The organism is Pseudomonas sp. FYR_7 (assembly GCF_043106155.1).
GTDB lineage: Bacteria > Pseudomonadota > Gammaproteobacteria > Pseudomonadales > Pseudomonadaceae > Aquipseudomonas > Aquipseudomonas parafulva_B.
In genome coordinates this window covers 45,989-69,661 of record NZ_JBICMI010000026.1, presented here as the reverse complement: position 1 = coordinate 69,661, position 23,673 = coordinate 45,989, and the positions used below count along the sequence as shown (strand labels likewise).

18 protein-coding genes are annotated in these 23,673 nt (G+C 62.8%); 12 read left to right on the top strand and 6 right to left on the bottom strand.

What is annotated here, in order from left to right; genetic code table 11:
• The first annotated feature begins 114 nt into the window (after positions 1-114).
• From ACF8R3_RS07445 to ACF8R3_RS07415, 7 genes are all read left to right on the top strand, one after another.
• Positions 115-1,797 carry a fatty acid--CoA ligase gene (locus tag ACF8R3_RS07445; RefSeq protein WP_058639451.1) on the top strand — a complete coding sequence of 561 codons (1,683 nt, stop codon included), beginning with the start codon at positions 115-117 and terminating at the stop codon, positions 1,795-1,797.
• 307 nt (positions 1,798-2,104) lie between these two features.
• Positions 2,105-3,991, top strand: coding sequence for a DUF1302 domain-containing protein (locus tag ACF8R3_RS07440; protein ID WP_058605863.1), 1,887 nt, complete (start codon positions 2,105-2,107; stop codon positions 3,989-3,991).
• Between the two features lie 25 nt (positions 3,992-4,016).
• Positions 4,017-5,381 (top strand): DUF1329 domain-containing protein, encoded by a 1,365-nt coding sequence (locus ACF8R3_RS07435; protein ID WP_058605862.1) that lies wholly within the window; start codon positions 4,017-4,019, stop codon positions 5,379-5,381.
• A 271-nt stretch (positions 5,382-5,652) separates the two neighbouring features.
• On the top strand, positions 5,653-8,367 hold the full coding sequence (locus ACF8R3_RS07430) for a LuxR C-terminal-related transcriptional regulator (protein WP_196126695.1): 2,715 nt from the start codon (positions 5,653-5,655) through the stop codon (positions 8,365-8,367).
• A gap of 158 nt (positions 8,368-8,525) precedes the next feature.
• A complete protein-coding gene (locus tag ACF8R3_RS07425) occupies positions 8,526-10,133 on the top strand; it encodes a tetratricopeptide repeat-containing response regulator (protein ID WP_058605873.1) in 1,608 nt (535 codons plus the stop codon).
• Complete coding sequence (locus ACF8R3_RS07420) at positions 10,130-10,822, top strand: sensor histidine kinase KdpD (RefSeq protein ID WP_058605860.1); 693 nt, start codon at positions 10,130-10,132, stop codon at positions 10,820-10,822. The genes ACF8R3_RS07425 and ACF8R3_RS07420 overlap by 4 nt, the downstream gene beginning before the upstream one ends.
• Positions 10,823-10,948: 126 nt before the next feature.
• Positions 10,949-11,665 (top strand): OmpA family protein, encoded by a 717-nt coding sequence (locus ACF8R3_RS07415; RefSeq protein WP_023534691.1) that lies wholly within the window; start codon positions 10,949-10,951, stop codon positions 11,663-11,665.
• 34 nt (positions 11,666-11,699) lie between these two features.
• On the opposite strand, the gene pta is transcribed toward ACF8R3_RS07415, so the two are convergent.
• Both pta and ACF8R3_RS07405 read right to left on the bottom strand, forming a co-directional pair.
• The gene (gene pta, locus ACF8R3_RS07410; RefSeq protein WP_392515367.1) at positions 11,700-13,787 is read right to left on the bottom strand and encodes a phosphate acetyltransferase; all 2,088 of its coding nucleotides are present in this window, start codon (positions 13,785-13,787) and stop codon (positions 11,700-11,702) included.
• A gap of 31 nt (positions 13,788-13,818) precedes the next feature.
• Positions 13,819-14,121: a DUF3565 domain-containing protein gene (locus ACF8R3_RS07405; protein WP_058639476.1), complete on the bottom strand. Its 303-nt coding sequence runs from the start codon at positions 14,119-14,121 to the stop codon at positions 13,819-13,821.
• Between ACF8R3_RS07405 and ACF8R3_RS07400 the strand changes: the two genes are divergently transcribed.
• Positions 14,120-14,605, top strand: a complete 486-nt coding sequence (locus tag ACF8R3_RS07400; RefSeq protein WP_058605858.1) for a peptidylprolyl isomerase — start codon at positions 14,120-14,122, stop codon at positions 14,603-14,605. The two genes, ACF8R3_RS07405 and ACF8R3_RS07400, sit on opposite strands and share 2 nt — an antisense overlap.
• A gap of 145 nt (positions 14,606-14,750) precedes the next feature.
• Positions 14,751-15,233: a glutathione peroxidase gene (locus tag ACF8R3_RS07395; RefSeq protein WP_058605857.1), complete on the top strand. Its 483-nt coding sequence runs from the start codon at positions 14,751-14,753 to the stop codon at positions 15,231-15,233.
• 38 nt (positions 15,234-15,271) lie between these two features.
• On the opposite strand, the gene ACF8R3_RS07390 is transcribed toward ACF8R3_RS07395, so the two are convergent.
• Complete coding sequence (locus ACF8R3_RS07390) at positions 15,272-16,462, bottom strand: glycosyltransferase family 4 protein (protein WP_392515365.1); 1,191 nt, start codon at positions 16,460-16,462, stop codon at positions 15,272-15,274.
• 174 nt (positions 16,463-16,636) lie between these two features.
• On the opposite strand from ACF8R3_RS07390, the gene ACF8R3_RS07385 reads away from it, so the two are divergent.
• Positions 16,637-17,953 (top strand): PAS domain-containing methyl-accepting chemotaxis protein, encoded by a 1,317-nt coding sequence (locus tag ACF8R3_RS07385; RefSeq protein ID WP_058605856.1) that lies wholly within the window; start codon positions 16,637-16,639, stop codon positions 17,951-17,953.
• A gap of 110 nt (positions 17,954-18,063) precedes the next feature.
• Here the strand turns inward: ACF8R3_RS07385 and ACF8R3_RS07380 are convergent, their stop codons facing one another.
• Both ACF8R3_RS07380 and cysZ read right to left on the bottom strand, forming a co-directional pair.
• Positions 18,064-18,279: a TIGR02450 family Trp-rich protein gene (locus tag ACF8R3_RS07380; RefSeq protein ID WP_023534670.1), complete on the bottom strand. Its 216-nt coding sequence runs from the start codon at positions 18,277-18,279 to the stop codon at positions 18,064-18,066.
• 43 nt (positions 18,280-18,322) lie between these two features.
• Positions 18,323-19,087: a sulfate transporter CysZ gene (gene cysZ, locus ACF8R3_RS07375; protein WP_058605855.1), complete on the bottom strand. Its 765-nt coding sequence runs from the start codon at positions 19,085-19,087 to the stop codon at positions 18,323-18,325.
• A gap of 289 nt (positions 19,088-19,376) precedes the next feature.
• Here cysZ and trxB point away from each other — a divergent pair, with 289 nt between their 5' ends.
• Positions 19,377-20,339 (top strand): thioredoxin-disulfide reductase, encoded by a 963-nt coding sequence (gene trxB, locus ACF8R3_RS07370; protein WP_058639474.1) that lies wholly within the window; start codon positions 19,377-19,379, stop codon positions 20,337-20,339.
• Between the two features lie 32 nt (positions 20,340-20,371).
• On the opposite strand, the gene nadC is transcribed toward trxB, so the two are convergent.
• Positions 20,372-21,220: a carboxylating nicotinate-nucleotide diphosphorylase gene (gene nadC, locus ACF8R3_RS07365; protein WP_392515363.1), complete on the bottom strand. Its 849-nt coding sequence runs from the start codon at positions 21,218-21,220 to the stop codon at positions 20,372-20,374.
• A 242-nt stretch (positions 21,221-21,462) separates the two neighbouring features.
• Between nadC and ACF8R3_RS07360 the strand changes: the two genes are divergently transcribed.
• Positions 21,463-23,622 (top strand): DUF1631 domain-containing protein, encoded by a 2,160-nt coding sequence (locus tag ACF8R3_RS07360; RefSeq protein WP_392515361.1) that lies wholly within the window; start codon positions 21,463-21,465, stop codon positions 23,620-23,622.
• Positions 23,623-23,673: the final 51 nt, after the last annotated feature.

Below are 23,673 nucleotides of genomic sequence, written 5' to 3'. Positions count from 1 at the left end.
TGAAGCCGCAGGCTGCACCGGCTAAATCATTCCTTCGGCTGATTTGACCGGCGCAGTCGCGCACTACAGTGACGCCACGCCTTGCAAGCCCGCGCCTCAATAAAAGGGATATTTATGCTGCAGACCCGTCTCCTCAAGCCCGCCGACGACGCCTACGCCTACCCCCTGCTGATCAAGCGCCTGCTGATGTCGGCCAGCCGCTACGAAAAGACCCGTGAGATCGTCTACCGGGACCAGGTGCGACTGACCTATGCACAGTTGAGCCAGCGCATCGCGCAGTTGGCCAACGTGCTGAGCGAAGCCGGCGTGAAGGCCGGCGACACCGTGGCAGTGATGGACTGGGACAGCCACCGCTATCTTGAGTGCATGTTCGCCATCCCGATGATCGGTGCAGTGGTGCATACCATCAACGTGCGCCTCTCGCCCGACCAGATTCTCTACACCATGAATCACGCCGAAGACCGCCTGGTGCTGGTCAACAGTGACTTCATCGAGCTGTACCAGTCCATTGCCGGCCAGTTGACCACTGTCGAGCGCACTGTGCTGTTGACCGACGGGGTGGATACCCATGCGGCTTTGCCCAACCTGGTCGGCGAGTATGAGCAGCTGCTGGCTGGGGCGAGCACGCAGTACGATTTCCCCGACTTCGACGAACATTCGGTCGCCACCACCTTCTACACCACAGGCACCACAGGCAACCCCAAGGGGGTGTATTTCACCCATCGGCAACTGGTCCTGCATACCCTGGCCGAAGCCTCGGTCATGGGCAGCATCGACAGCGTGCGGCTGCTGGGCAGCAATGACGTGTACATGCCCATCACCCCCATGTTCCACGTGCACGCCTGGGGTATTCCGTACGTTGCGACCATGTTGGGCATCAAGCAGGTGTACCCGGGCCGCTACGAGCCCGAGATGCTGCTCAAGCTGTGGCGCGAAGAGCAGGTCACCTTCTCCCACTGCGTACCGACCATCCTGCAGATGCTGCTCAACTGCCCCCACGGCACAGGTGTGGATTTCGCCGGCTGGAAAATCATCATCGGCGGCAGTGCGCTGAACCGTTCGCTCTACGATGCGGCCTTTGCCCGCGGCATTCAGCTGACAGCGGCCTACGGCATGTCCGAGACGTGCCCATTAATCAGTGCCGCGCACCTCAACGACGAATTGCAGGCCGGCACCGAAGACGAGCGCATCAGTTATCGCATCAAGGCCGGTGTACCCGTGCCGCTGGTGGAAACGGCCATCATCGATGCAGAAGGGCGTTTCCTGCCAGCCGACGGTGAGACCCAGGGTGAACTGGTGCTACGTGCGCCGTGGCTGACGCAGGGCTATTTCAAGGAGCCGGAAAAGAGCCAGGCGCTGTGGGAGAACGGCTGGCTGCACACCGGCGACGTCGCCACGCTCGACAGCATGGGTTTTATCGACATCCGCGATCGCATCAAGGATGTGATCAAGACCGGTGGTGAGTGGCTGTCCTCGCTGGACCTGGAAGACATGATCAGCCGGCATCCGGCTGTGCGGGAAGTGGCTGTGGTAGGGGCGGCCGATCCCCAGTGGGGCGAGCGCCCGTTTGCCTTGGTGGTGGTGCGCGAAGGCCAGGTGATCGACGCCAGGGCACTAAAGGAACACCTCAAACCGTTCGTAGAGCAGGGGCGCATCAACAAGTGGGCCATCCCCAGCCAGATCGCCCTTGTTACTGAAATTCCCAAGACCAGTGTCGGCAAGCTCGACAAGAAACGCATCCGCCAGGACATCATCGAGTGGCAGGCCTGTAACAGTGCCTTCCTGTCCACCCTGTGAAAGCGGGCATGCGGCAATCTGTCCTGGGCCAACCCGCATGCCAGAGCGGAGCAGTGCTTGCCAAATGTCGCAAATGCGCCATTCTTCAGCACGGCCGGGGCGCAATCGGAGCACACAGCACCGCCCAGGCGGCACGGAGCGCAAATCACACTTTAGAGGGATCGAGCGCCTGTGCCTTGGTGGCTATAGTCGGGGCCAGGGGCTTTTCGGGAGGGGAGGGTGAGCAGGCGCTGTCTTGCACACCGGTCGTTCGGGCCATTCCTGAAAGCACCACTGCCATAACAAAAAAGAACATGGAGTAGCGTCGATGAAATCTGCAAACCCGTTCTGGCGCAGGGCCAGGTTGCCCATGGCTGTCAGCCTGGCGTCCACCCTTGCCAGTCCCGCTTTCGCGGTCAGTTTCAACATCGGTGAAATCGAAGGCCAGTTCGACTCGTCGCTCTCCATCGGCGCCAGTTGGTCGACAGCCAGTCCCAACCGCAACCTGATCGGGGTCAACAACGGCGGCAAGGGCCTTTCGCAAACGTCCGACGATGGCCACCTCAACTTCAAGAAGGGCGAGACCTTCTCCAAGATCTTCAAGGGCATCCACGACCTGGAGCTCAAGTACGGCGATACCGGCATCTTCGTGCGCGGCAAGTACTGGTACGACTTCGAACTCAAGGACGAGGGCCGGCAATTCAAGGACATCAGCGACTCCAACCGCAAGGAAGGGGCCAAGTCCTCGGGTGCCGAGCTGCTCGACGCCTTCGTCTACCACAACTACTCCATCGGCGATCAGCCAGGCTCGGTGCGCCTGGGCAAGCAAGTGGTCAGCTGGGGCGAGAGCACCTTCATCGGCAGCGGCATCAATGCCGTCAACCCAATTGACGTGTCGGCGTTTCGCCGGCCAGGGGCCGAGATCAAGGAAGGCCTGATTCCGGTCAACATGTTCTATGTTTCCCAGAGCCTGACCGACAACCTGTCGGCCGAGGCCTTTTACCAGCTCGAGTGGGACCAGACCGTCGTCGACAACTGCGGCACGTTCTTCTCGCAACCAGACATCATTGCCGACGGCTGCACTGATAACCTGCGTGTGCTCAACAGCAGCCGTACCGTGCCTGCCGCCGCTCGCCAGTTCCTGGCCACCCGCGGCGTCAACCTCAACGAAGAAGGGGTGATGGTGCGCCGTGGCGGCGACCGTGATGCCCGTGACAGCGGGCAGTTCGGCGTGGCCATGCGCTATATGTTCGAGCCGCTGGACACCGAGTTTGGCGCCTACTTCATGAACTATCACAGCCGTGCGCCGATCTTCAGCGCAACCGGCGCCTCACCTTCGGTCTTCGCCGCGATCCCGACCCTTCCAGCGCAGTTGCGTGCATTGGCACCGTTGATCGTGGCCGGCAACTCCAAGTACTTCGTCGAGTACCCCGAGGACATCCGCCTGTATGGCCTGAGCTTCTCCACCACACTGCCCACCGGCACCGCCTGGAGCGGTGAAATCAGCTACCGTCCCAACGCACCTGTGCAGCTCAACACCACCGACATCCTGTTCGCCGGTGTGCGCCCGCTGGGCGGCGCCTTGAGCAACGCTTCGCTGCTCGATGGCGTGCCTGGCCAGGACCTGCATGGCTACCGGCGCAAGGAAGTCACCCAGTTCCAGACCACCCTGACCCACTTCTTCGACCAGGTGATGGGTGCCAGCCGCATGACCGTGGTGGGCGAGGTGGGCGTGACCCATGTCGGCGGCCTGGAAAGCGCCTACGACACACGCTACGGCCGCGACCCGGTGTTCGGCCCCGGCCCGTTGCCCGCCACCGGTGGGGCCAATACCTGCCAGGCGCTCAACACCAGCACCATTAGTGGCGCAGGCGCCGGTGCCTCGACAGCCAACCTGAACCGCAAGTGCGAGAACGACGGCTATACCACCAGCACTTCGTGGGGCTACCGCGCCCGGGTCATCTGGGACTACAACGATGTGTTCGCAGGCGTCAACCTCAAGCCGAGCGTGGCCTGGTCCCATGACGTCTCCGGATATTCGCCAGGCCCTGGCGGCAACTTCGAGGAGGGACGCAAGGCGGTCAGCCTGGGGCTGGATGCCGAGTACCAGAACACCTACACCGCCAGCCTGTCGTACACCAATTTCTTCGACGGCAAGTACAGCACCGTGGATGACCGCGACTTCCTCGCCCTCAGCTTCGGCGTGAACTTCTAAGCATACGGATCCAGGACGACACGACATGAACAACACCAGAAGTCTGCTGCAAGCCGGTGTGCTGGGCCTGTCCCTGCTGGCAACCAGCGTGATGGCGGCAGTACCGGCCGGCGAAGCGGCCAAGTTGGGTGCCACCCTGACCCCCATGGGCGCGGAAAAGGCCGGTAATGCCGATGGCTCCATCGGGCCATGGCAGCCGCTCTCGAAGACGGCCGGCAGCGTCGATGGCAAAGGTTTCCTCGCCGACCCCTACGGTACCGAGAAACCGCTGTTCACCATCACCGCGCAGAACGCCGAGCAGTACAAGGACAAGCTGTCCCCAGGCCAGATGGCCATGCTCAAGCGCTACCCGGACACCTATAAGCTTCCTGTCTACAAGACGCACCGTGGGGCCACGGTACCGGCCGAGGTGTTCGCTGCAATCAAGGAAAACGCCACTCAGGCCACCCTGGTGGAGGGGGGTAACGGCCTGAACAACTTCCGCACGGCGGTGCCGTTCCCTATCCCGCAGAACGGTCTGGAAGTGATCTGGAACCACATCACCCGCTACCGTGGCGGCAGCGTGAGCCGCCAGGTCATCCAGGCGACCCCGCAGCAGAATGGATCATTCAACCCGGTGTCGTTCTCCGATCAGTTCGTGTTCCGTGATCGAATGAAAGACTACGATCCCAACAATCCAGGGAACATCCTGTTCTACTTCAAGCAGGAAGTGACTGCGCCAGCTCGCCTTGCAGGCACCGTGCTGCTGGTTCACGAGACCCTCGACCAGGTCAAGGAACCGCGCAAGGCGTGGATCTACAACGCCGGTCAACGCCGCGTGCGCCAGGCGCCGCAGGTGTCGTACGACGGCCCGGGGACCGCTGCAGACGGCCTGCGAACCTCCGATAACCTCGACATGTTCAACGGCGCCCCGGACCGCTATGACTGGAAGCTCGAAGGCAAGAAGGAACTGTACATCGCCTCCAACGCCTTCAAGCTCGACGACCCGAAACTCAAGTACGCCGACATCATCAAGGCAGGGCACATCAACCAGGACCTGGCACGTTACGAGTTGCGTCGCGTCTGGCATGTGGTGGCCACGCTCAAGCCCGGCCAGCGACACATCTATGCCAAGCGTGACTTCTACATCGACGAAGACACCTGGCAAGCCGCCGTGATCGACCAGTATGACGGGCGCAACCAGCTCTGGCGTGTGTCTGAAGCCCATGCGCAGCCGTACTACAACGTCGAGGTGCCATGGATCACCCTTGAAGCCATCTATGATCTGCAATCGGGGCGCTATCTGGCCCTGGGCATGAAGAACGAAGAAAAACGTGCCTACGACTTCGGCTTCACTGCCAGCAAGGCCGACTTCCAGCCTGCGGCCCTGCGTCAGTCAGGCATCCGCTGATACCGAAGAAGTAAGTGACAGGGCCACCCTCGGTGGCCCCATCGCGCCAATGCAGGGGGTGCCAGCCCCCGGCAGAAGCGCCGGGCCATTGCGATAAACCGTCTGAATACCCCGCCAAAACCCCCATTCCAGCGCGCGTCGATCGGCGCTGTTGCTTTTTGTCGTAGTCTTTTTCCGGCGCAGTCTCCCGGCCAACTTCAAATGGAAGGCGTTAACCGCTAGTCTCGCAACCACCCCTACGCCGTATTTGTCCACCCAGAACGAGCCGGCCATGACAGATCTGTCCCGTACGCATGGATGCACCAGCCAGGCCGTGGGCCTGATGGACGAGCATTTCTTTCGACCGCCCTTGCCCGATGGCCATGTCCCGCGTCAGCGCCTGTGCCAGCGCCTGCAAGCCGGGCTGGGTGGGCGGTTGCTGCTGATCAGTGCGCCAGCAGGCTTCGGCAAGAGTTCACTGGCCATCGAGTTCTGCGAGACGCTGCCTGCCCACTGGCGCACGCTGTGGTTGGGCTTGAGCCAGCGAGATGCCGATCCCGGGCGCTTTCTGGAGCGTCTGCTCGACGGGTTGCAGCAGCACTGCTCAGCCATGGGAGAGCAGGCGATGGGGTTGTTGAAGATGCGCCAGCGCCACCAGCCGTTTGCTTTCGAGCCGTGGCTTGGCACGGTGCTCGACGCGTTGGCGCTGCACTTGCGCAGCGAGTCGCCCTTGCTGGTGGTGCTGGACGACTACCACCTTGCCCAAGGTCCCGTCCTGGACCACTGCCTGCAATTCTTCCTCAATCACTTGCCCGCAGGCCTCGTGCTGCTGGTAACCAGCCGTCAGCGCCCGGACTGGCACCTGGCACGCCTTCGCCTGTCCCGGCAATTGGCCGAGCTGAGCGAGCAGGACCTGCGCCTGACCGCCGAAGAGTCGCTGGCGGTGCTGGGGCGCAGGCCCACTGGGCTGCGTGGCCAGGCGCTGGACAACCTCATCCAGCGCAGCGATGGCTGGGTGGCCGGGCTGCGTTTCTGGCAGCTGGCCGCTAGCGAGTCCAGCGATGAAAACGTTCTGCCCCAGGCGTTGCACGGTGGCGAAGGCCTGATCCGCGATTACCTGCTCGAAGAGGTGATCGACATACTGCCGGCGCCTGTGCAGCGCTTTCTCGACGAGACGGCATGCCTGGAACGCTTCTGCGCGCCCCTGTGCGATGCGGTACGGCTGCAACAGGACAGCGGCGGCATCCTGAATTTTCTACAATCGCACCAGGTGTTTCTGGTGCCACTGGATGAGCACGGCCGGTGGTTTCGCTACCACCATCTGTTCTCCGACCTGCTTCGCAGCCGCCAGGCACGCGAGGCTTTGACCGAGCGGCACCTGCGCGCCTCTTGCTGGTTCCAGTCCCAGGGCTTGCTGGACGAGGCGGTGGAGCAGGCGTTGCGCGGGGGCGACCTGAACGCGGCGGCCAATCTCGTGCAAAGCCTGTCCGAAGAGCAACTGCTGGCCGAGCAGAACGTCGCGATGCTGCTACGTTGGAAAATGGACCTGCCCGACAGCCTGTTGGTCAGCACACCGCGCCTGATCGTGTTGTACAGCTGGGCCCTTGGCCTGGCGTGTCAGCTCGACGCTGCCGAGGAACTGGCAAGCCATCTGGGGCGCTTTCTGCCGGCGCCTTCTGCCACTGCCCAGAAGTCCATGCTCGCCCAGTGGCTGGCACTGAGCGGCGTGATCGCCAGGGGCCGGGGCGATCGTGAACGCACCCTGACCTGCTGCACCGAAGCACTGCAGAGCCTGCCCTGCAAACGGTATGGCCAGCGCCTGGTGTGCCTGTCGACGTTGTCGAACCTGGCAATCGCCGAGGGCGACTTCTGGCGTGCGCGGGGCTGGAACCGGGAAGCGCTGGAGCTGGCGCAGCGCGTCGGCAACCCCCTGTTCGAGGCCCTGGCCCACTACGACAGGGCCCGGGTATTGCACGCCCGAGGCGAGGTCGTGCGTGCACTGGGCGAAGTGCGTGAAGGGCTACAGCGTTTGCACGGGTTGTCTGCACAGCGGTTGTATGCAATCCGGGCGCGGCTGACCTTGTACGAAGGCTATCTGCTGGTCGCGCGCCTGTGTCCGGAGCAGGGCCTGGCTCGGCTGCGTGGTGGCCTGGGCGAGGCACGTGCCTGCCGTGACATCAGTGTGCTTATCGGTCATTGCGTGATTGCCATGCTCGACGGACGGGAAGGGCGCTTCGCCGAAGCGTTCACTGAACTCGCCGAAGCCGAGCGCCTGATGCACATCTGGGACGTGCCACCTGTGTACTACCTGGCGATGATCACTCTGGTCAAATGCGAGCTCTGGCTCGCGCAAGGGCGCATGGACCTTGCCGAATCCTGGCTGTCGCGCCTGGGGCAGACTTACGGCGGCGCGCAGGCGGCCCTGGCGCCCGAATTCCACCCGTTGTTGCCCTGCCATGTCGCGTTGCAGCAAGCCGCACTTGACCGCATTCAGGGGCGTGAGGCGCAGGCGGCACGCAACCTTGAACAGCTTGCCGAGCGCGGCCAGGGCTGTGGGGGCATGATGCTGACAGTGAGCGCTATGTGCCCGTTGATCGCCTTGCACCTTGACCAGGGGCATCAGGCACAGGCAGCACGGTTGCTGCCGGCGCTGCTGCAGGCGGCCAGTGGCGGTGTTCTGCAGCCGTTCCAGGAGCTGTTGCAACGCTACCCGCAGTGGCTGCGCGAGCAGGTCCAGGGCAGCGACAACAGTTCGGTTCGGGCCCAGCTGCTCGAACGGTTGCCCTGCTTACCATGCACCACCGCCAGTGCTGATGCACTCAGTAGCCGCGAACGGGCTGTGCTTGAGCTGATCGCCCAGGGTTGGTCGAACCAGCAAATCAGCGAGCGGCTGTTCATCTCGCTGCACACGGTCAAGACGCACGCCAGCCACATCAACAGCAAGCTGGGGGTCGAGCGCCGCACCCAGGCCGTAGCCAAGGCCAAGGCACTTGGCTTGCTGGAGTGACACTGGCAGGGGGTGCGGCGGGTGGCTAAAATGCTGGCCTGATGCCACCTTTGAAGTGGCGCGTACGCCACGCTTATCTTTTCCGACCGCCTGCCGATACAGCGTTCGGTGGTTCGCCTCGTGCCATCTTTCCATTTCTTCCAGGGCAGGTCGTGTTGATGCTGCAGTTCGGGCAAAAGAGTTTTCTGATCGTTGACGACTTCACCGACTTTCGCACGTCGACCCGCTCCATGCTGCGCGAGCTGGGTGTTCGCGACGTGGACACCGCCGACAGTGGCGAGCAGGCGCTACGCATGTGCGCCCAGAAGCGTTATGACTGCATCCTGCAAGACTTTCACTTGGGCGATGGCAAGAAAAACGGCCAGCAGGTGCTCGAAGACCTGATCATCGACAAGCACATCAGCCACGAATGCGTGTTCATCATGGTCACTGCCGAAAGCAGCCAGGCCATTGTACTGAGCGCCATCGAGCACGAGCCCGACGCCTACCTGACCAAGCCCTTTAACCGGGTAGGCCTTGCCCAGCGCGTGGAAAAGCTCTACCAGCGCAAGGCGCTGTTGAAACCGATTCTCCAGGCACTGGACCGCAACCGCCCAGGCGAAGTGCTGGCAGCCTGTGCCGAGCTGTGCAAGCGCGACCCGCGCCTGGCGCCGCTGTGCCTGCGCTACCGGGCCGATGCGCTGCGCAACCTCAACCGCTTCGAAGAGCTCGAGAAGTTTCTCAAGGCCATTCTCGCCAGCCGCCCGCAGCCCTGGGTCTATGCGGCATTGGGCAGCCTGATGCACAAGCGCGGCCAGCATGCCCAGGCCCAGGCCGTCTACGAGCAGGCGCTCAAGGCCTTCCCGATCATGCCCAGTCTCTACGATGGCATGGCCGATGTGCTGGAGGCGCAAGGCGAAACCAAGCGCGCCCAAGGGCTATTGGAGGAGGCCGTGCGGCTTTCGCCGTTATCGGTTCGGCGCCAATCGAAGCTGGGCAAGCTGGCGTTGGCCAACGAAGACTTCGACAGCGCGTCCAAGGCGTTCCGGCACGCCGTGAATCAGGGGCAGAGCTCACGCTACAAGGATGCCGAGAACAATCTGGGCCTGGTGCAGGCGTTGATGAGCCGTAATGCAGGCTTCGGTCTGGACGCTCGCACCCGGGTCGAGATCAACACCACGCTCAGCGAGGTGGCCAAGGAAAACCCGGAAGACCAAGGCCTTCAGGTGCGTGCCCGCATGATGAAAGCCGCCAGCCTGCAGCAGGCCGGCGATCCGGAGACCGCGGCCAAGCTGACCGACCAGGCCGTCCAGCGCCTGGAAAAGATGAACCAGTTCTTCTCGGTCGATGCGGCCCTGACCGTTGCCCGGCAATTGCAGGCGTCGGGGCAGGATGCCGCGGCCATCGGCGTGCTCAGAAGTTGTGTGGAGAGTTATGGCGACGACCCCAAGGTCATGGAAAGAGTAGGCCAGCTGACGGATGACCCCAGTGTGCTGAACGCCATCACCGAAGCCGTTACGCTCAATCGTCAGGGCGTGCGCAGTTACCAGGGAGGTCAGCTCGGCGAGGCGTTGCAGCTGTTCCGTAAAGCGTTGGGCCTGCAGCCCAGGAACATCAGTATCGCCCTCAATACCGCCCAGGCGCTGCTGCGCATTGGCGGAGAGAATCCTCAGCCTGCGATCATGCAGGAATGCCGCGACGCCTTGACCAGCGTGGCCGGTATCCCCGCCAGCGATAACCGCTATGACCGCTACCGCAAACTGCATACCCGGGTGTTCGGCGCATGAATCTTGATAATCAGGGGCTGGATTTTTCCACGGTGATCGCCTCCACCGTGCACGACCTGAAGAATTCGCTCTCGGCACTGATCCAGTCCCACGGCCAGTGGGTCCAGCGCTTGCCCGAAGAGCTGCGCGGTGGCGCGGAACAGGGGGTGATGGAGCATGAGTTCCGGCACCTCAATGGCATGCTGGTGCAGTTGCTGGGCTTGTACAAGCTCGGTGTGAATCAACTGCCGGTATGCCCGGACTACCACGAACTCGACGACTTCATCGAGGCGCAGTTGGCAGCCCACGAAGAAGTCTTGCAGCACAATGCCATCGAGGCGAACTGGCGCATCGATACCGATAATCCCCTGGGCTTTTTCGATCGCGAGCTGGTGGCATCGGTGGTGACCAACGTCATCACCAATGCCACGCGGTTCGCCGAAAAGGCCCTGTTGATCACCATCGAAGAGGCCGACAACCAACTGGTCATCTGCATCAACGATGACGGGCCCGGCTACCCGGCGCGCATGATCGAACGGCAACAGGAATACATCCAGGGCATCGACTCCACCAGTGGCAGCACGGGCCTTGGCTTGTATTTCGCTGCGCGCATTGCGGCCTTGCATGAAAGCGGCGGCGTGCAGGGCCGCATCGACATCTCCAACGGGGGCGCGCTCGGGGGCGGCCTGTTCCGGTTGTATTTGCCCTGAAGGGTGAACAGGGCGGTGCACAAATGCGCAGGCGGGCGCGGAATTTTCACCCGGCAAGACACTCCAAGCCTGACATAGAGCCGTTCCAGACCTACGGCATACATGACCAACACGAGGAGCTTGCCCATGTTCACCATGCGTCGCCTGATTATCGTCGCAACCACTGCTGCCCTGATGACCGGCTGTGCGGGGCAAAACCCCTATGAGAACCAGGGGCAAGAGGCCGGCGGCATGAGCAAGACCGCCAAGTACGGTGGCCTGGGTGCCCTGGCCGGTGCCGTGGCCGGCGCCGCGATCGATCACAATCACCGTGGCAAGGGTGCACTGATCGGCGCTGCGGCCATTGGCGCCGCGGCGGCCGGCTACGGCTACTACGCCGACAAGCAGGAAGCCGAACTGCGCGCGAAAATGGCCAACACCGGGGTCGAGGTTCAGCGCCAGGGCGACCAGATCAAACTGATCATGCCCGGCAACATCACCTTCGCCACCGATTCGGCCAACATCTCGCCAAGCTTCTACGCACCGCTGAACAACCTGGCCGGCTCGTTCAAGCAGTTCAACCAGAACAACATCGAAGTGGTGGGTTTCACTGACAGCACCGGTAGCCGTCAGCACAACATGGACCTGTCCCAGCGTCGTGCCCAGGCCGTCAGCAGCTACCTGACTTCCCAGGGTGTGGATGCCTCGCGGGTCACCGTGCGCGGCATGGGCCCGGATCAACCGATCGCCAGCAACGCCGATGCCAATGGCCGCGCGCAGAACCGCCGCGTGGAAGTGAACCTCAAGCCGATCCCTGGCCAGCAGTACGACCAGCAGCAGGGCCAGGTTCAGCAGTATCCCTGACCCAAAGGTGGGGGCCACTTGATGGCCCCCGCATTCAGCGCACCTCGCTTGCCTGAATGGCGGTCAGGGCAATGGTGTGCACAATGTCGTCGACCTGCGCCCCGCGCGGTAGATCGTTCACCGGTTTGCGCAGCCCCTGCAGCATGGGCCCGAGGCTCACGCCGTCGGTACTGCGCTGCACGGCCTTGTGTGTGGTATTGCCGGTGTTCAGGTCCGGGAACACGAACACCGTGGCGCGACCGGCCACCTGACTGCCCGGCGCCAGGTCGCGTGCAACGGCCGGGTTGACAGCCGCATCGTATTGCAGCGGCCCATCGATCAACAGCTGTTCGGCGCCTTCCCTGGCCATGCGTGTGGCCTCTCGCACTTTTTCCACCTCCTCGTCGCTTGCCGAATCGCTTGAATAACTGATCATCGCGACCCGTGGCGTGATGCCGAAGGTATGCGCCGATGCAGCACTCTGGCGCGCGATCTCGGCGAGTTCGGCGACATTGGGGTGAGGGTTCATCACGCAGTCGCCGTAGACCAGCACCTGGTCCGGAAACAGCATGAAGAAGACCGAAGAGACCAGGCTGGCGCCCGGTGCGGTCTTGATCAGCTGCAATGCAGGACGGATGGTATTGGCCGTCGAATGCACCAGACCCGAGACCAGGCCATCGACTTCGTCCAGGGCCAGCATCATGGTGCCGATGACCACCGGGTCTTCAAGCTGTTGTTCGGCCATCGGTGCGTTGAGGTTCTTGCTCTTGCGCAGCGCCACCATGGGCTCGACATAGCGCTCGCGGATCAGGTCCGGGTCCAACACCTCCAGCCCTTCGGGCAGGGTGATGCCCTGGGCCCGGGCCACGGCATCGACCGCTTCAGGCTTTGCGAGCAGCACGCAGCGGGCAATGCCGCGTGCCTGGCAGATGGCCGCCGCCTGCACCAGCAGCGGCTCGGCCCCTTCGGGCAGGACGATACGTTTGTTGGCCTGCTGCGCGCGCTGGATCAGTTGATAGCGAAATACCGCAGGTGACAGGCGCATCTCGCGCGGAGCGCCGCAGCGCTGGCTCAACCAGGCGCCGTCGAGGTGGCTGGCCACGAAGTCGGTGATGAACTCGGCGCGCTCCCGGTCATCGACCGGGATTTCCCTGTTCAGGGCATTGAGCTGGTTGGCGGTGTCATATGACCCTGTGCTGACCGACAGGATCGGCAACCCTGCCTGCAGCGCTCCGCGGCATAGCCCCAAGATGCGCGCATCGGGCTTGCTGTCGCTGGTCAGCAGCAGGCCTGCCAACGGCACGCCGTTGATCGCTGCCAGGCTCACGGCGAGGATGATGTCGTCGCGATCGCCGGGCGTCACCACCAACGTTCCAGATGTCAGCAGTGGCACGGTATTGGCCACCGTGCGGGCGCAGATGATGATCTTGGTCATGCGGCGCTGCTCAAAGTCACCGGCATTGAGGACCTGGGCCCCGAGCAGCTCTGCCACATCCCGCGTGCGCGGGGCATTGAGCTCCGGCTGATAGGGAATGCAGCCGATCAGGCGGAAATCATTGCCGCGCAGAAGCGGCGAGTGCTCACGCAGACGCGTTGAGAATTGCTCCATGCTCTGGTCGGTGCGCACCTTGTTCAGGATCACACCCAGCACCTTGGGGTCGCGCGGGCCTCCGAACAGCTGGGCCTGCAGCTCGACCCTGCCGGACAGTTCACTGAGCACTTCCTGTTCGGCGGCCGATACCAGGATCACTTCGGCATCCAGGCTCTTGGCAAGGTGCAGGTTCACGCGGGCTGCGTAGCTGGCGTGACGGGTAGGGACCATGCCCTCGACCACTACCACGTCGTTGCCGACACAAGCCTGCTGGTACAGGCGAACGATCGACTCGAGCAGCTCGTCCAGCTGACCATCGCCCAGCATCCGTTCGACCTGGGCCAGGCTCAGCGGCGTCGGCGGCATGATGCCGTGGGTACGAGCGATCAGCTCGGTAGAGCGCTCCGGGCCGGTGTCGCCCGGGTGGGGCTGGGCAACAGGCTTGAAGAAGCCCACTTTCAGGCCGGCGCGCTCCAGCGTGCGCACAAGGCCCAGGCTGATGGACGTAAGGCCGACGCCAAAGTCGGTTGGTGCGATGAAAAAAGTCTGCATGCGTGCTTCTCGAAATAAGCGGTGCAAGGGATCAGCGATCAAGGGTAGCGCTATCGGCACCCTGTGCGCACCAACCGCACGGGAACGCCTGGCCAATGCGCTGCGCTCGCTGTTCGGGGTCGAGCACCCATGGGCGCAGCTGCCAGGGCGGCACGTGGCGCAGGTGCTGGGTGTGGCCACAGCTCAACTGGGCGACCCAGTGGCCTTCGGCATCCTGGGAAAAAGCGATGATCCGACTGATGGGCATGGGCGGATCCAGGCGAGGTTCGCAATCGGGCGATGGCTTGGTTACACTTGTGCGTTCTACATTCTTTTGCAAAAGGTCTTGCCCCATGCTGATCGCCGCCAACAAGGCTGTCTCCATCGACTATACCCTGACTAACGACGCCGGGGAGACCATCGACAGCTCCGCCGGTGGCGCGCCGCTGGTTTACCTGCAAGGTGCCGGCAACATCATCCCAGGCCTGGAAAAAGCCCTGGAAGGCAAACAGGCCGGCGACGAGCTGACCGTTTCCATCGAGCCTGAAGAGGCCTACGGCGAATACCTGGCCGAGCTGGTCAGTACCCTGAACCGCAGCCTGTTCGAAGGCGTCGACGAGCTGGAAGTGGGCATGCAGTTCCACGCCTCGGCCCCCGATGGCCAGATGCAGATCGTCACCATCCGTGACGTGGACGGCGACGACGTGACCGTCGATGGCAACCACCCACTGGCCGGCCAGCGCCTGAACTTCCAGGTCAAGGTCGTTGACGTACGTGACGCCAGCGAAGAAGAAATCGCTCACCGTCACATCCACGGTGAAGGTGGCCATCACCACTGATCTTTCTGCGCTAAGCTCAGAAAGTCGCCAGGCGTTCGGGCAAGCCGCCCTGCCTTCCCCAGGAAGGCGACGGCTTGAACGAACGCCTTTTTAGTGGGCGCAATTTGCCCAGGTGCCGTCGGCGGCCTGAAAAGGGGATTACAGCATGAGTGCATTTCACGACCTGAAGTTGAACGCGCTTGACGGTGGCGATCTGTCCTTGAAACCGTACAAGGGGCAGGTAGTGCTGGTGGTCAACGTGGCCTCCAAGTGCGGCCTGACACCTCAGTACGCGGCGCTTGAGCAGCTCTACCAGACGTACAAGGACAAAGGCTTCACGGTCCTTGGCCTGCCCTGCAATCAGTTCGCAGGGCAGGAGCCGGGGAGCGAAGCGCAGATCCAGGAATTCTGCAGCATGAACTACGGCGTGAGCTTTCCGCTCGGCGCCAAGCTCGATGTGAACGGGCCCCAGCGCCATTCGATGTATCGTCTTCTGGCGGGCGAGGGCGCGGAGTTTCCAGGGGACATTACCTGGAATTTCGAGAAATTCCTGGTGGGCAAGGACGGGCGGGTATTGGCGCGCTTCTCCCCGCGCACGGCGCCGGATGACCCTGGGGTGGTCCAGGCCATCGAAAAGGCCCTGGGCTGATCATGCACCGGGTGCTCACCTCGGTCGCTGCAGTGGCTTCACAGCGGCGGCATAGGCTGCATCGAGGTCGCTTGGCGCGCATGAACGCTCTGTGAAGCGCTGAGCAGGTGCGCTTCGAACTGGTCGACGATTTTCGACCACCCCTGGTGGCTGGCATGCTGTCGAGCGTTGAGCCTCACCCGCCGCAGGGTCTCGCTGTCTTGCAACAGCCAGCAAGCGGCATCGATGAAGGCTGCCGCATCCCTTGGCATGGCCAGCGCCCCATTGTGGCCATGGCCGATGTGCTGCGCAGCCGTTGCCTGGTCATAAGCGACCACCGCCAACCCTGACGCCATGGCTTCGAGCACCACACGGCCAAACGTCTCGATCAGGCTGGGGAACAGAAACAGGTCACTGCTGGCATAGTGCTCGGCCAGTTGTTCGCCTCGCTGGACGCCGCATAGCACAGCCCCATGAACCTGCTGCTGTAGCTTCCCCCGCAGTGGCCCGTCCCCCACCAGAATCAGGCGTACCCTTCGCTGTGGCAAAGCCCGTTGCAAAGCCTCGAAACAGCTTTGCAAAAGCCCCAGGTTTTTCTCCGGTGCCAACCGTCCCACATGCAGGACGGCGATATCATCGTGGCCCAGACCCCAGTGTTCGCGCAGCGCCTGGCTGCGACGGGCCGGGTTGAACAGCTCCGCGTCCACACCGTGCGGCATGTGCACCAGCCGCTCGAAGCCGCGGCGCTCCAGCCAACGCCGTTGGCTCAAGCTGGGCACGAGCGTCAAGACGGCCCGGCGATGAAACCAGCGCAGGTAAAGGCTTAGCAGGCGTCCCACTACGCCCATGCCGTGTTGCCCTGAAAGATGCGCAACGTGGGTATGCAATCCGCTAACAACGGCGATTCCTAATCGCCGAGCAGTGCGTAATGCGCTCAGCCCCAGGGGGCCTTCAGTGGCGATGTAAATGACGTCAGGCCGTTGCCGGCGCCAGTGCCTTGCCAGCGTGCGCAGGGAGACCTTGTCCCGTTGCAAACCCAGATAGCCGGGCAGTGGCCAGTCGCGCCACAGGCGCACGCCAGGGTTGTGCCCCGAAGCCTGCTCCCCTGGCTGTCGGGGGCGCACGATCCTGACGTGATGGCCACGCTGGCGCAGCCCTTCGCTCAGGTTCAACAGTGTGCAAGCCACGCCGTTGACGTGCGGGGCGAAGGTATCGCTGACGAGGCAGATGTGCAGAGCAGGTGTATTCATGAACTGACTATCCACCTGCTGCATTGCCGGGGCATGACGGCGAAGTGACGTCGGCATGATGCAGAGGGGGCATGACGCCTGTAACGCGCACGAATATTCATCACGGCTGCACTCAAGAGGCGCAGTTGCCCGCCGATGCAGTTGCATTCGCCCCCACGCTCCAGGAGAGCGGTGATGTTCAACAACAAGCTCAAGCAAGAAATCCGGCAGTTGCGTGAAGAACTGATGATCATCGACCAGATCAAGAGCAGCCTGGACAGCGAGATGCTGGTGCTGCAACTCGACCCTGCCGGTCGGATCGAACTGGTCAATGGCAATTTCGAAACCGAGATGCTGTATCGGGCTGACCAATTGCTTGGGCGCAACATCGACGACATCGTGCCTGCCCACGTCAAGTCACTGGATTTTCACCAGCGCATGAAAAATGCCATCAGCCGGGGCGAGCATTTCAATGGCGCGTTTCGCCTGCTGCGCGGGGACGGCCAGGAAGCTTGGCTACGTTCGATCCTGCAACCTGTGAAGGGTAGCGACGGGCGCATCAAGTATTTCACCCTGCATTCGAGCGACCTGACCCGTACCATCGTCACCTCCCGCGAGCACGAGAGCCTGATCAAGGCGCTGATGCGCTCGACGGCGGTTATCGAGTTCGATCTCGATGGCATGATCCTGACCGCCAACGAACGCTTCTTGTCGGCAGTGGGGTACCGGCTGGATCAGATCCGTGGCAAGCACCACCGCATGTTCTGCGAACCGGCCGAGGTCAATTCACCCGGCTACCAAGCGTTCTGGGACAAGCTTCGCCGCGGTGAGTACATTGCCGAACGCTTCCGTCGGATCGATGCCCATGGCCGGGTGATCTGGCTGGAAGCTTCCTACAACCCGATCTTCAACGCCCACGATGAGCTGTACAAAGTGGTCAAGTTCGCCACGGTCATCACCGATCAGGTGAACCAGGAGCAAGCGGTGGCCCAGGCGGCGGACGTCGCCTACAACACCTCCCGGGAAACGGACACCAGCGCCCGTCGGGCCACAGAGGTGGTCGGGCAGAGCGTCAGCGTCATGCGTGGGCTCGAAGCCTCGATGCTTCAGGCTGCCGAAGGCATCCAGGCGCTGGACACCCAGTCGCGGGTCATCGGTTCGATCATCAAGACCATCAGCGATATCGCCGGGCAGACCAACTTGCTGGCGCTCAACGCCGCCATCGAAGCCGCCCGTGCTGGCGAGCAGGGGCGGGGCTTTGCGGTGGTGGCCGATGAGGTGCGTCAGCTGGCCTCGCGCACCAGCACGGCTACCGAGGAAATAGCCCGTGTGGTACAGCAAAACGAGCAGTTGGCCCAGGCTGCAGTGTCGATCATCGACACCAGCAAGCGCCAGGCCGAAGAAGGCCGCGCGCTGGCGGACCAGACCGGAAACGTGATCGAGGAAATCCAGGAAGGGGCCAGGCGGGTGGTGGATGTGGTGGGGCAGTTCTCCAGCCGCCTGGGGCAGTGATGCTGGGCAGTTGTGTTCCATGGTGAGGCGACGCGGCGGCGCTCCCGTTGGACGCGCCTAAGATCGGCCGCTGCCTGACGGGCACGCGGCCGGTTCGGTCAGTCACTCGCTCATCGCCAGCCCATCGCCCATACCTGGGCGTCGCGCAGCACCCGCCAATCCAGCCACTCGCTGCGCCCGCTGTGCACCGCCTGCAGTTCCACGCGCAGCAACACGCCCGCTTCGTCGTGCTCCAGGTCGGTGACCAGGAAGTGCTTTTCACGGTTCACCGGCTGCGTCGCGGTCCATTTCGACAGCTTGAGTTTGGCGGGACTGAAGCGGTTCATGGTCTGCTCCTGTAGATGAGGTAGGGTAACGCCTGGGACAGGCTCAGGCTCGATGCGCAGGTGTGTTCACGGCCCGTGCATTGCCATTCTCGCGCACCCAGAACAAGGTAGCCCCAGCCACCGCCGCCGGCATCATCACCACGTTCACCCCCGGGATCAGCAACGCCAGGTAGGTCACCCCGCCAAAGCCCAGGGACTGCCAGCGTTTTTCCCGCAGCCAGGCGAGCATGTCCTGCCAGCTCATCTTGTTGTTGTCGGCCGGGTAGTCGATGTATTGGATGGCCATCATCCACACGCCGAAAATCAGCCAAAGCGGCGCGGCGACCACGTTGACCACCGGGATCAACGACAGGATGAACAAGCCGGTGGCGCGCGGCAGGAAGTAGCCGAGCTTGCGCATTTCGCGGCCCAGTGTGCGGGGGATCATCGCCAGCAGCTCGGCCCAGCTGAAGGCCGGGAAGTGATCGTCGCCGCGCACCACCACTTCCACCTTTTCAGCCAGAAAGCCATTGAACGGCGCGGCGATGATGTTGGCCACCAGGGTAAAGGTGAAGAACACCATCAGCACCAGCAACACCACGAACAGGGGCCAGAGGATATAGGTCAGAAAGCTGAGCCAGCTTGGCAGGGTGGGCACCAGCGCGTCCAGCCACTGGCTGAACTGGTGGCCGGCAAAATAGATGAGGCCACCGAACAGCAGCAGGTTGATGGTCAGCGGCAGCAGCACGAACAAGCGCAGGCCAGGGCTCAGGATCAGCTTCAGGCCTTCGCGCAGGTACTGCGGCCCGGAAAGAACGGGGGCTTGCATGTATCACTCCGCAGAAAAGGTGGTTGGCAGACATTACCGAGTTTCAGGGGGATGCGGAAGCTGCACCATCTGGGTGAAACCGGTGGTAACAAAAGCCAATGATCGGACCCTGCCAACGCAACGACGCGCATAGACGATGGCTATGAGGTGGATTGTCTAAGGATATTTCCTTACTCTTTGCCACCTCGCTACAGTGCGCTCATATTTCAGCGTCACCGGCCTGCCCGTGGTGCAGGCCCTACTTCATTTGCACAGCTGGCCTTTTCAGCCCGCTCGACAGGAGTTCGACATGTCCGAAGCACGTCATTCGCGCGTCATCATTCTGGGCTCCGGCCCTGCCGGTTACAGCGCAGCGGTCTATGCGGCCCGTGCCAACCTCAAGCCGCTGCTGATCACTGGCATGCAGGCCGGTGGCCAATTGACCACCACCACCGAAGTCGACAACTGGCCAGGCGACCCGCACGGCCTGACCGGCCCGGCACTGATGCAACGCATGCAAGAGCACGCCGAGCGTTTCGAGACTGAAATCGTCTTCGATCACATCAATGCCGTGGACCTGGCCAACAAGCCGTTCACCCTGACCGGCGACAGCGGCACCTACACCTGCGACGCCCTGATCGTGGCCACTGGCGCCAGTGCTCGCTACCTGGGCCTGCCGTCGGAAGAAGCGTTCATGGGCAAGGGCGTATCGGCCTGCGCCACCTGCGATGGTTTCTTCTACCGCAACAAGCCGGTCGCAGTGGTTGGCGGCGGCAACACGGCCGTTGAAGAGGCGCTGTACCTGGCGAACATTGCCAGCAAGGTAACCCTGGTGCACCGCCGCGATACGTTCCGCGCCGAGAAGATCCTGGTCGACAAGCTGCATGCCCGCGTCGCCGAAGGCAAGATCGAACTCAAGCTCAACGCTACCCTGGATGAAGTCCTGGGCGACAACATGGGTGTGACCGGCGCGCGCTTGAAGAACAACGATGGCAGCACTGACGAGATCAAGGTAGATGGCGTGTTCATCGCCATCGGCCACACCCCGAACACCTCGCTGTTCGAAGGCCAGCTGACCCTCAAGGACGGCTACCTGGTGGTCAGCGGCGGCCGTGAAGGCAACGCCACCGCCACCAACGTCGCGGGTGTGTTCGCCGCAGGTGATGTGGCTGACCATGTCTACCGTCAGGCCATCACCTCGGCCGGTGCTGGTTGCATGGCCGCCCTGGACGTCGAGCGCTACCTGGACGGCCTGGCCAACGCCTCGTTCTGATCCCTCGACCGGGGCCGCCTGGCGGCCCCGTGTTACAGGCTCAGGCGCATCGACAGGTCGACCGCTCGCACATCCTTGGTCATCGAACCTATCGAGATGTAATCCACACCGGTTTCGGCGATGGCCCGCAGGGTCGTTTCGCTGACGCCGCCACTGGCCTCCAGCTTGGCCTTGCCAGCGGTGATCCTGACGGCTTCTTTCATCTCGTCGAGCGTCAGCTCATCGAGCATGATGATGTCGGCACCCGCGCTTAGCGCCTGATGCAATTCCTCCAGGCTTTCCACCTCGATTTCCACCGGCTTGCCGGGGGCGATGCGGTGTGCGGCTTGTACCGCCTCGGCGACGCCACCACAGGCGGCGATATGGTTTTCCTTGATCAGGAAAGCGTCATACAAGCCTATGCGGTGGTTGTAGCAGCCGCCACAGGTCACTGCGTACTTTTGCGCCAGGCGCAGGCCCGGCAAGGTCTTGCGGGTGTCCAGCAACTGTACGTGGGTGCCTTCGACCAGATCCGCCAACGTGCGCGCGCGCGTGGCGACCCCGGACAGCATCTGCAGGAAGTTGAGTGCACTGCGCTCGCCGCTGAGCAGCGCGCGCGCAGGGCCTTCCAGGTGGAACAGCGGTTGGTTGGGCTGGGCGCGATCGCCGTCGACCACCTGCCAGTGCACGGCTACGCGTGGATCGAGTTGACGAAACACCGCATCGACCCAGGCCGTACCGGCCACCACACACGCTTCGCGGGTAATGATCGTTGCCTTGGCCAGCCGCTCGGCCGGGATGAGCTGGGCGGTGATGTCGCCGCTGCCGATGTCCTCCAGCAACGCACGGCGCACGTTGGCTTCGATTTCGGCGGTGAGGTCGGCAAGGCGTAGGTTAGGCATGATTGGCTCCACAAGCGAGATGCCCGCGATTATAGGGCAGGGCGCAGGCCTGTACAGCCGGTGCTCGGCTGCCATGACGCAACGGGTTGAGCAATCACTGCCTGTACAGGGTCAAGACATTTAGCAAGGAAACGCGTCTGGCAGTAAAAGGAATAATTCCTGATAATGCTGTCTGATATTTGGCGTCATGCTATTGGCGAAACTGGCCGCGTCTAGGCCCGACACCCTGCAAGGAGTACAGGATGCACAAAGAGGGCAAGGTAGTGCCCTTGGCGGCGGCTGAACATGGACGGCGCACGCCCCCCACGAGTCTGCCCATCGCGTTGCTGCAGGTGCGCGATCAGGCCGCCCTGCAACTGCGCCAGGGTTTGCAGGCGCTGTTCGACAATGCTGACGATACCCTGTTCGAAATGGCCGACAAGGCAGCGGACCGGTTCGCTCAGCACCTGTATTTCGAAGCCATGCGCGACTTGCGACTCAAGCGCAAGAGCATCGAGCGGCTGTTTCTCGATACCGTCCATGAAGCCTTCGCGCGCTTGGCCCAGCCTGAGCCTGAGCATACCCCGGCAACCGTCGCTCCCGTATTGTCGTTCACCCCCGGTCAGTCCGAGCGTGCAGCAGCGGTGGAGGCGATGGTGACCAGGGTAAAGGCCCGTGATGGCGTCGCGCTACAGCAGCTGGGCCTGCGCTTGCAGACGCTGCTCGAACGTCATGTGCCTGAGCAGTGCAACCCCCTGAACCCGATTGCCTTGTGTCGCTGCTTTCTCGAGGCCGGGCAAAGCCTGGGTGTAGGGCCGCGCGTCAAGTTGGTGCTGCTCAAGCTGTTCGAGCGGTATGTATTGTGCGACGCGCAAGTCATCTACGGCGAAGCCAACAGGCTGCTGATTGCGGCAGGCGTGCTGGGTCAGCTGCCACCGACGCCTTGCCGACGAGCCGGGGACAGTTACTTGCTGGCGGAGCCGGACGAGCGCTCCTACCATGAGCCTGAAGCGAGCGAAGATACCGCAGGCGATGCGTTGTTCGCCTCCCTGCAACCGCTTCTGCGATCCGCACGTGGTTTGTTCGCGCCTCGCCTGGAGGCACCGGCCGGCGCCCAGCCGGTCAGCAGAGCCGATCTGCTGCGGTTACTCTCACATCTGCAGCACTATGTGCCAGAGCCCGATGCGGCTGACGATTTCGCCCTTGGCCAGCAAGTGGAGCAATTGCTGCTGACCATCAGCGTGCGTAGCGGTACCCGCCGCTTTATTGGCGGGGACGACGAAGACATGATCAACCTGATCGATCACGTGTTCAGGTTTATTGCTCGCGACGACAATCTACCCCCCTGCCTGCGAGCCGTGCTGGCGCGCCTGCAGATCCCGCTGCTCAAGGTGGCGCTGCTGGACAGGGGGCTGCTCAGCCGCGCCAGTCATCCCGCCCGGCGGCTGCTCAACGAAATGGCGGCGGCGGGGCTCGGCTGCGACCCGCGCGAGCAAGAGCAGGGTGATGCGTTGCAACTGCGCGCTGAACGTGTGGTTCAGCGCCTGCTCATCGACTTTGCCGAAGACACGAGTCTGTTCGGTGAGCTACTTGAGGACTTGCTCGGGCAGACCCAGCATGAACGGCGGCGTACCGAGTTGTTCGAGCAGCGCACCCGGGACGCCGAAGAGGGGCGGGCCAATGCATCGCTTGCCAGGCGACAGGTGCAACACGTGCTCAGCCAGCGCCTGCGGGGACGGGTCTGGCCCCAGGCAGTGGTACGGATGCTGATCAACAACTGGAGCCAGGTGATGATGCTGGCTTGGCTCAGACACGGCGAAGCGTCTCTGGGCTGGCGCAGTGCGCTGCAGACCCTCGATACCTTGCTGGCCAGTGTGACGCCATCGCTTCAGCCGCAGGCCCTGGTGCATCAGGTACCACCGTTGCTCAAGTCGTTGCGCGATGGGCTGGCCAGTGTCGGAACCGACTCGCTGGTGACCCGTGAATTTTTCCGCAAACTCGAACAACTGCACATACGTGCTTATGCAGGTGGCGCTGAGGCCGACGAGGACGACATCCTGGTCACCCAGGACATCCTGTTGGCGTTGGCCGAAGAGGCAGACGGACCTGGGCAGCAACCGGCCGGTGACAAGGGCAAGGTCAAGGTCTCGCAGAAGGTGCAACGCTTGCGCATGGGTACCTGGATTGAAGTGTCCGATGACAGTGGCATTCAGCGCTGCAAGTTGGTGGCACGCCTGGACAGTTGCGACAAGCTCGTCTTTGCAAATCGCAGCGGCATGAAAGTGCGGGAGTGGAGTGGCGCAGGCCTTACCCAGGCCCTGGAAGCCGGCACCGTTCGCGTATTGGATGACGGTCCTTTGTTCGAGCGCGCCCTGGAAGCGGTCATAGAGGATTTGCACAGGAGCGGGCTGGCTGCTTTGTGATGATTACCGTGTCAACGCTAGCGGCAGCAGGGCATACTGACGCTCTGTGCA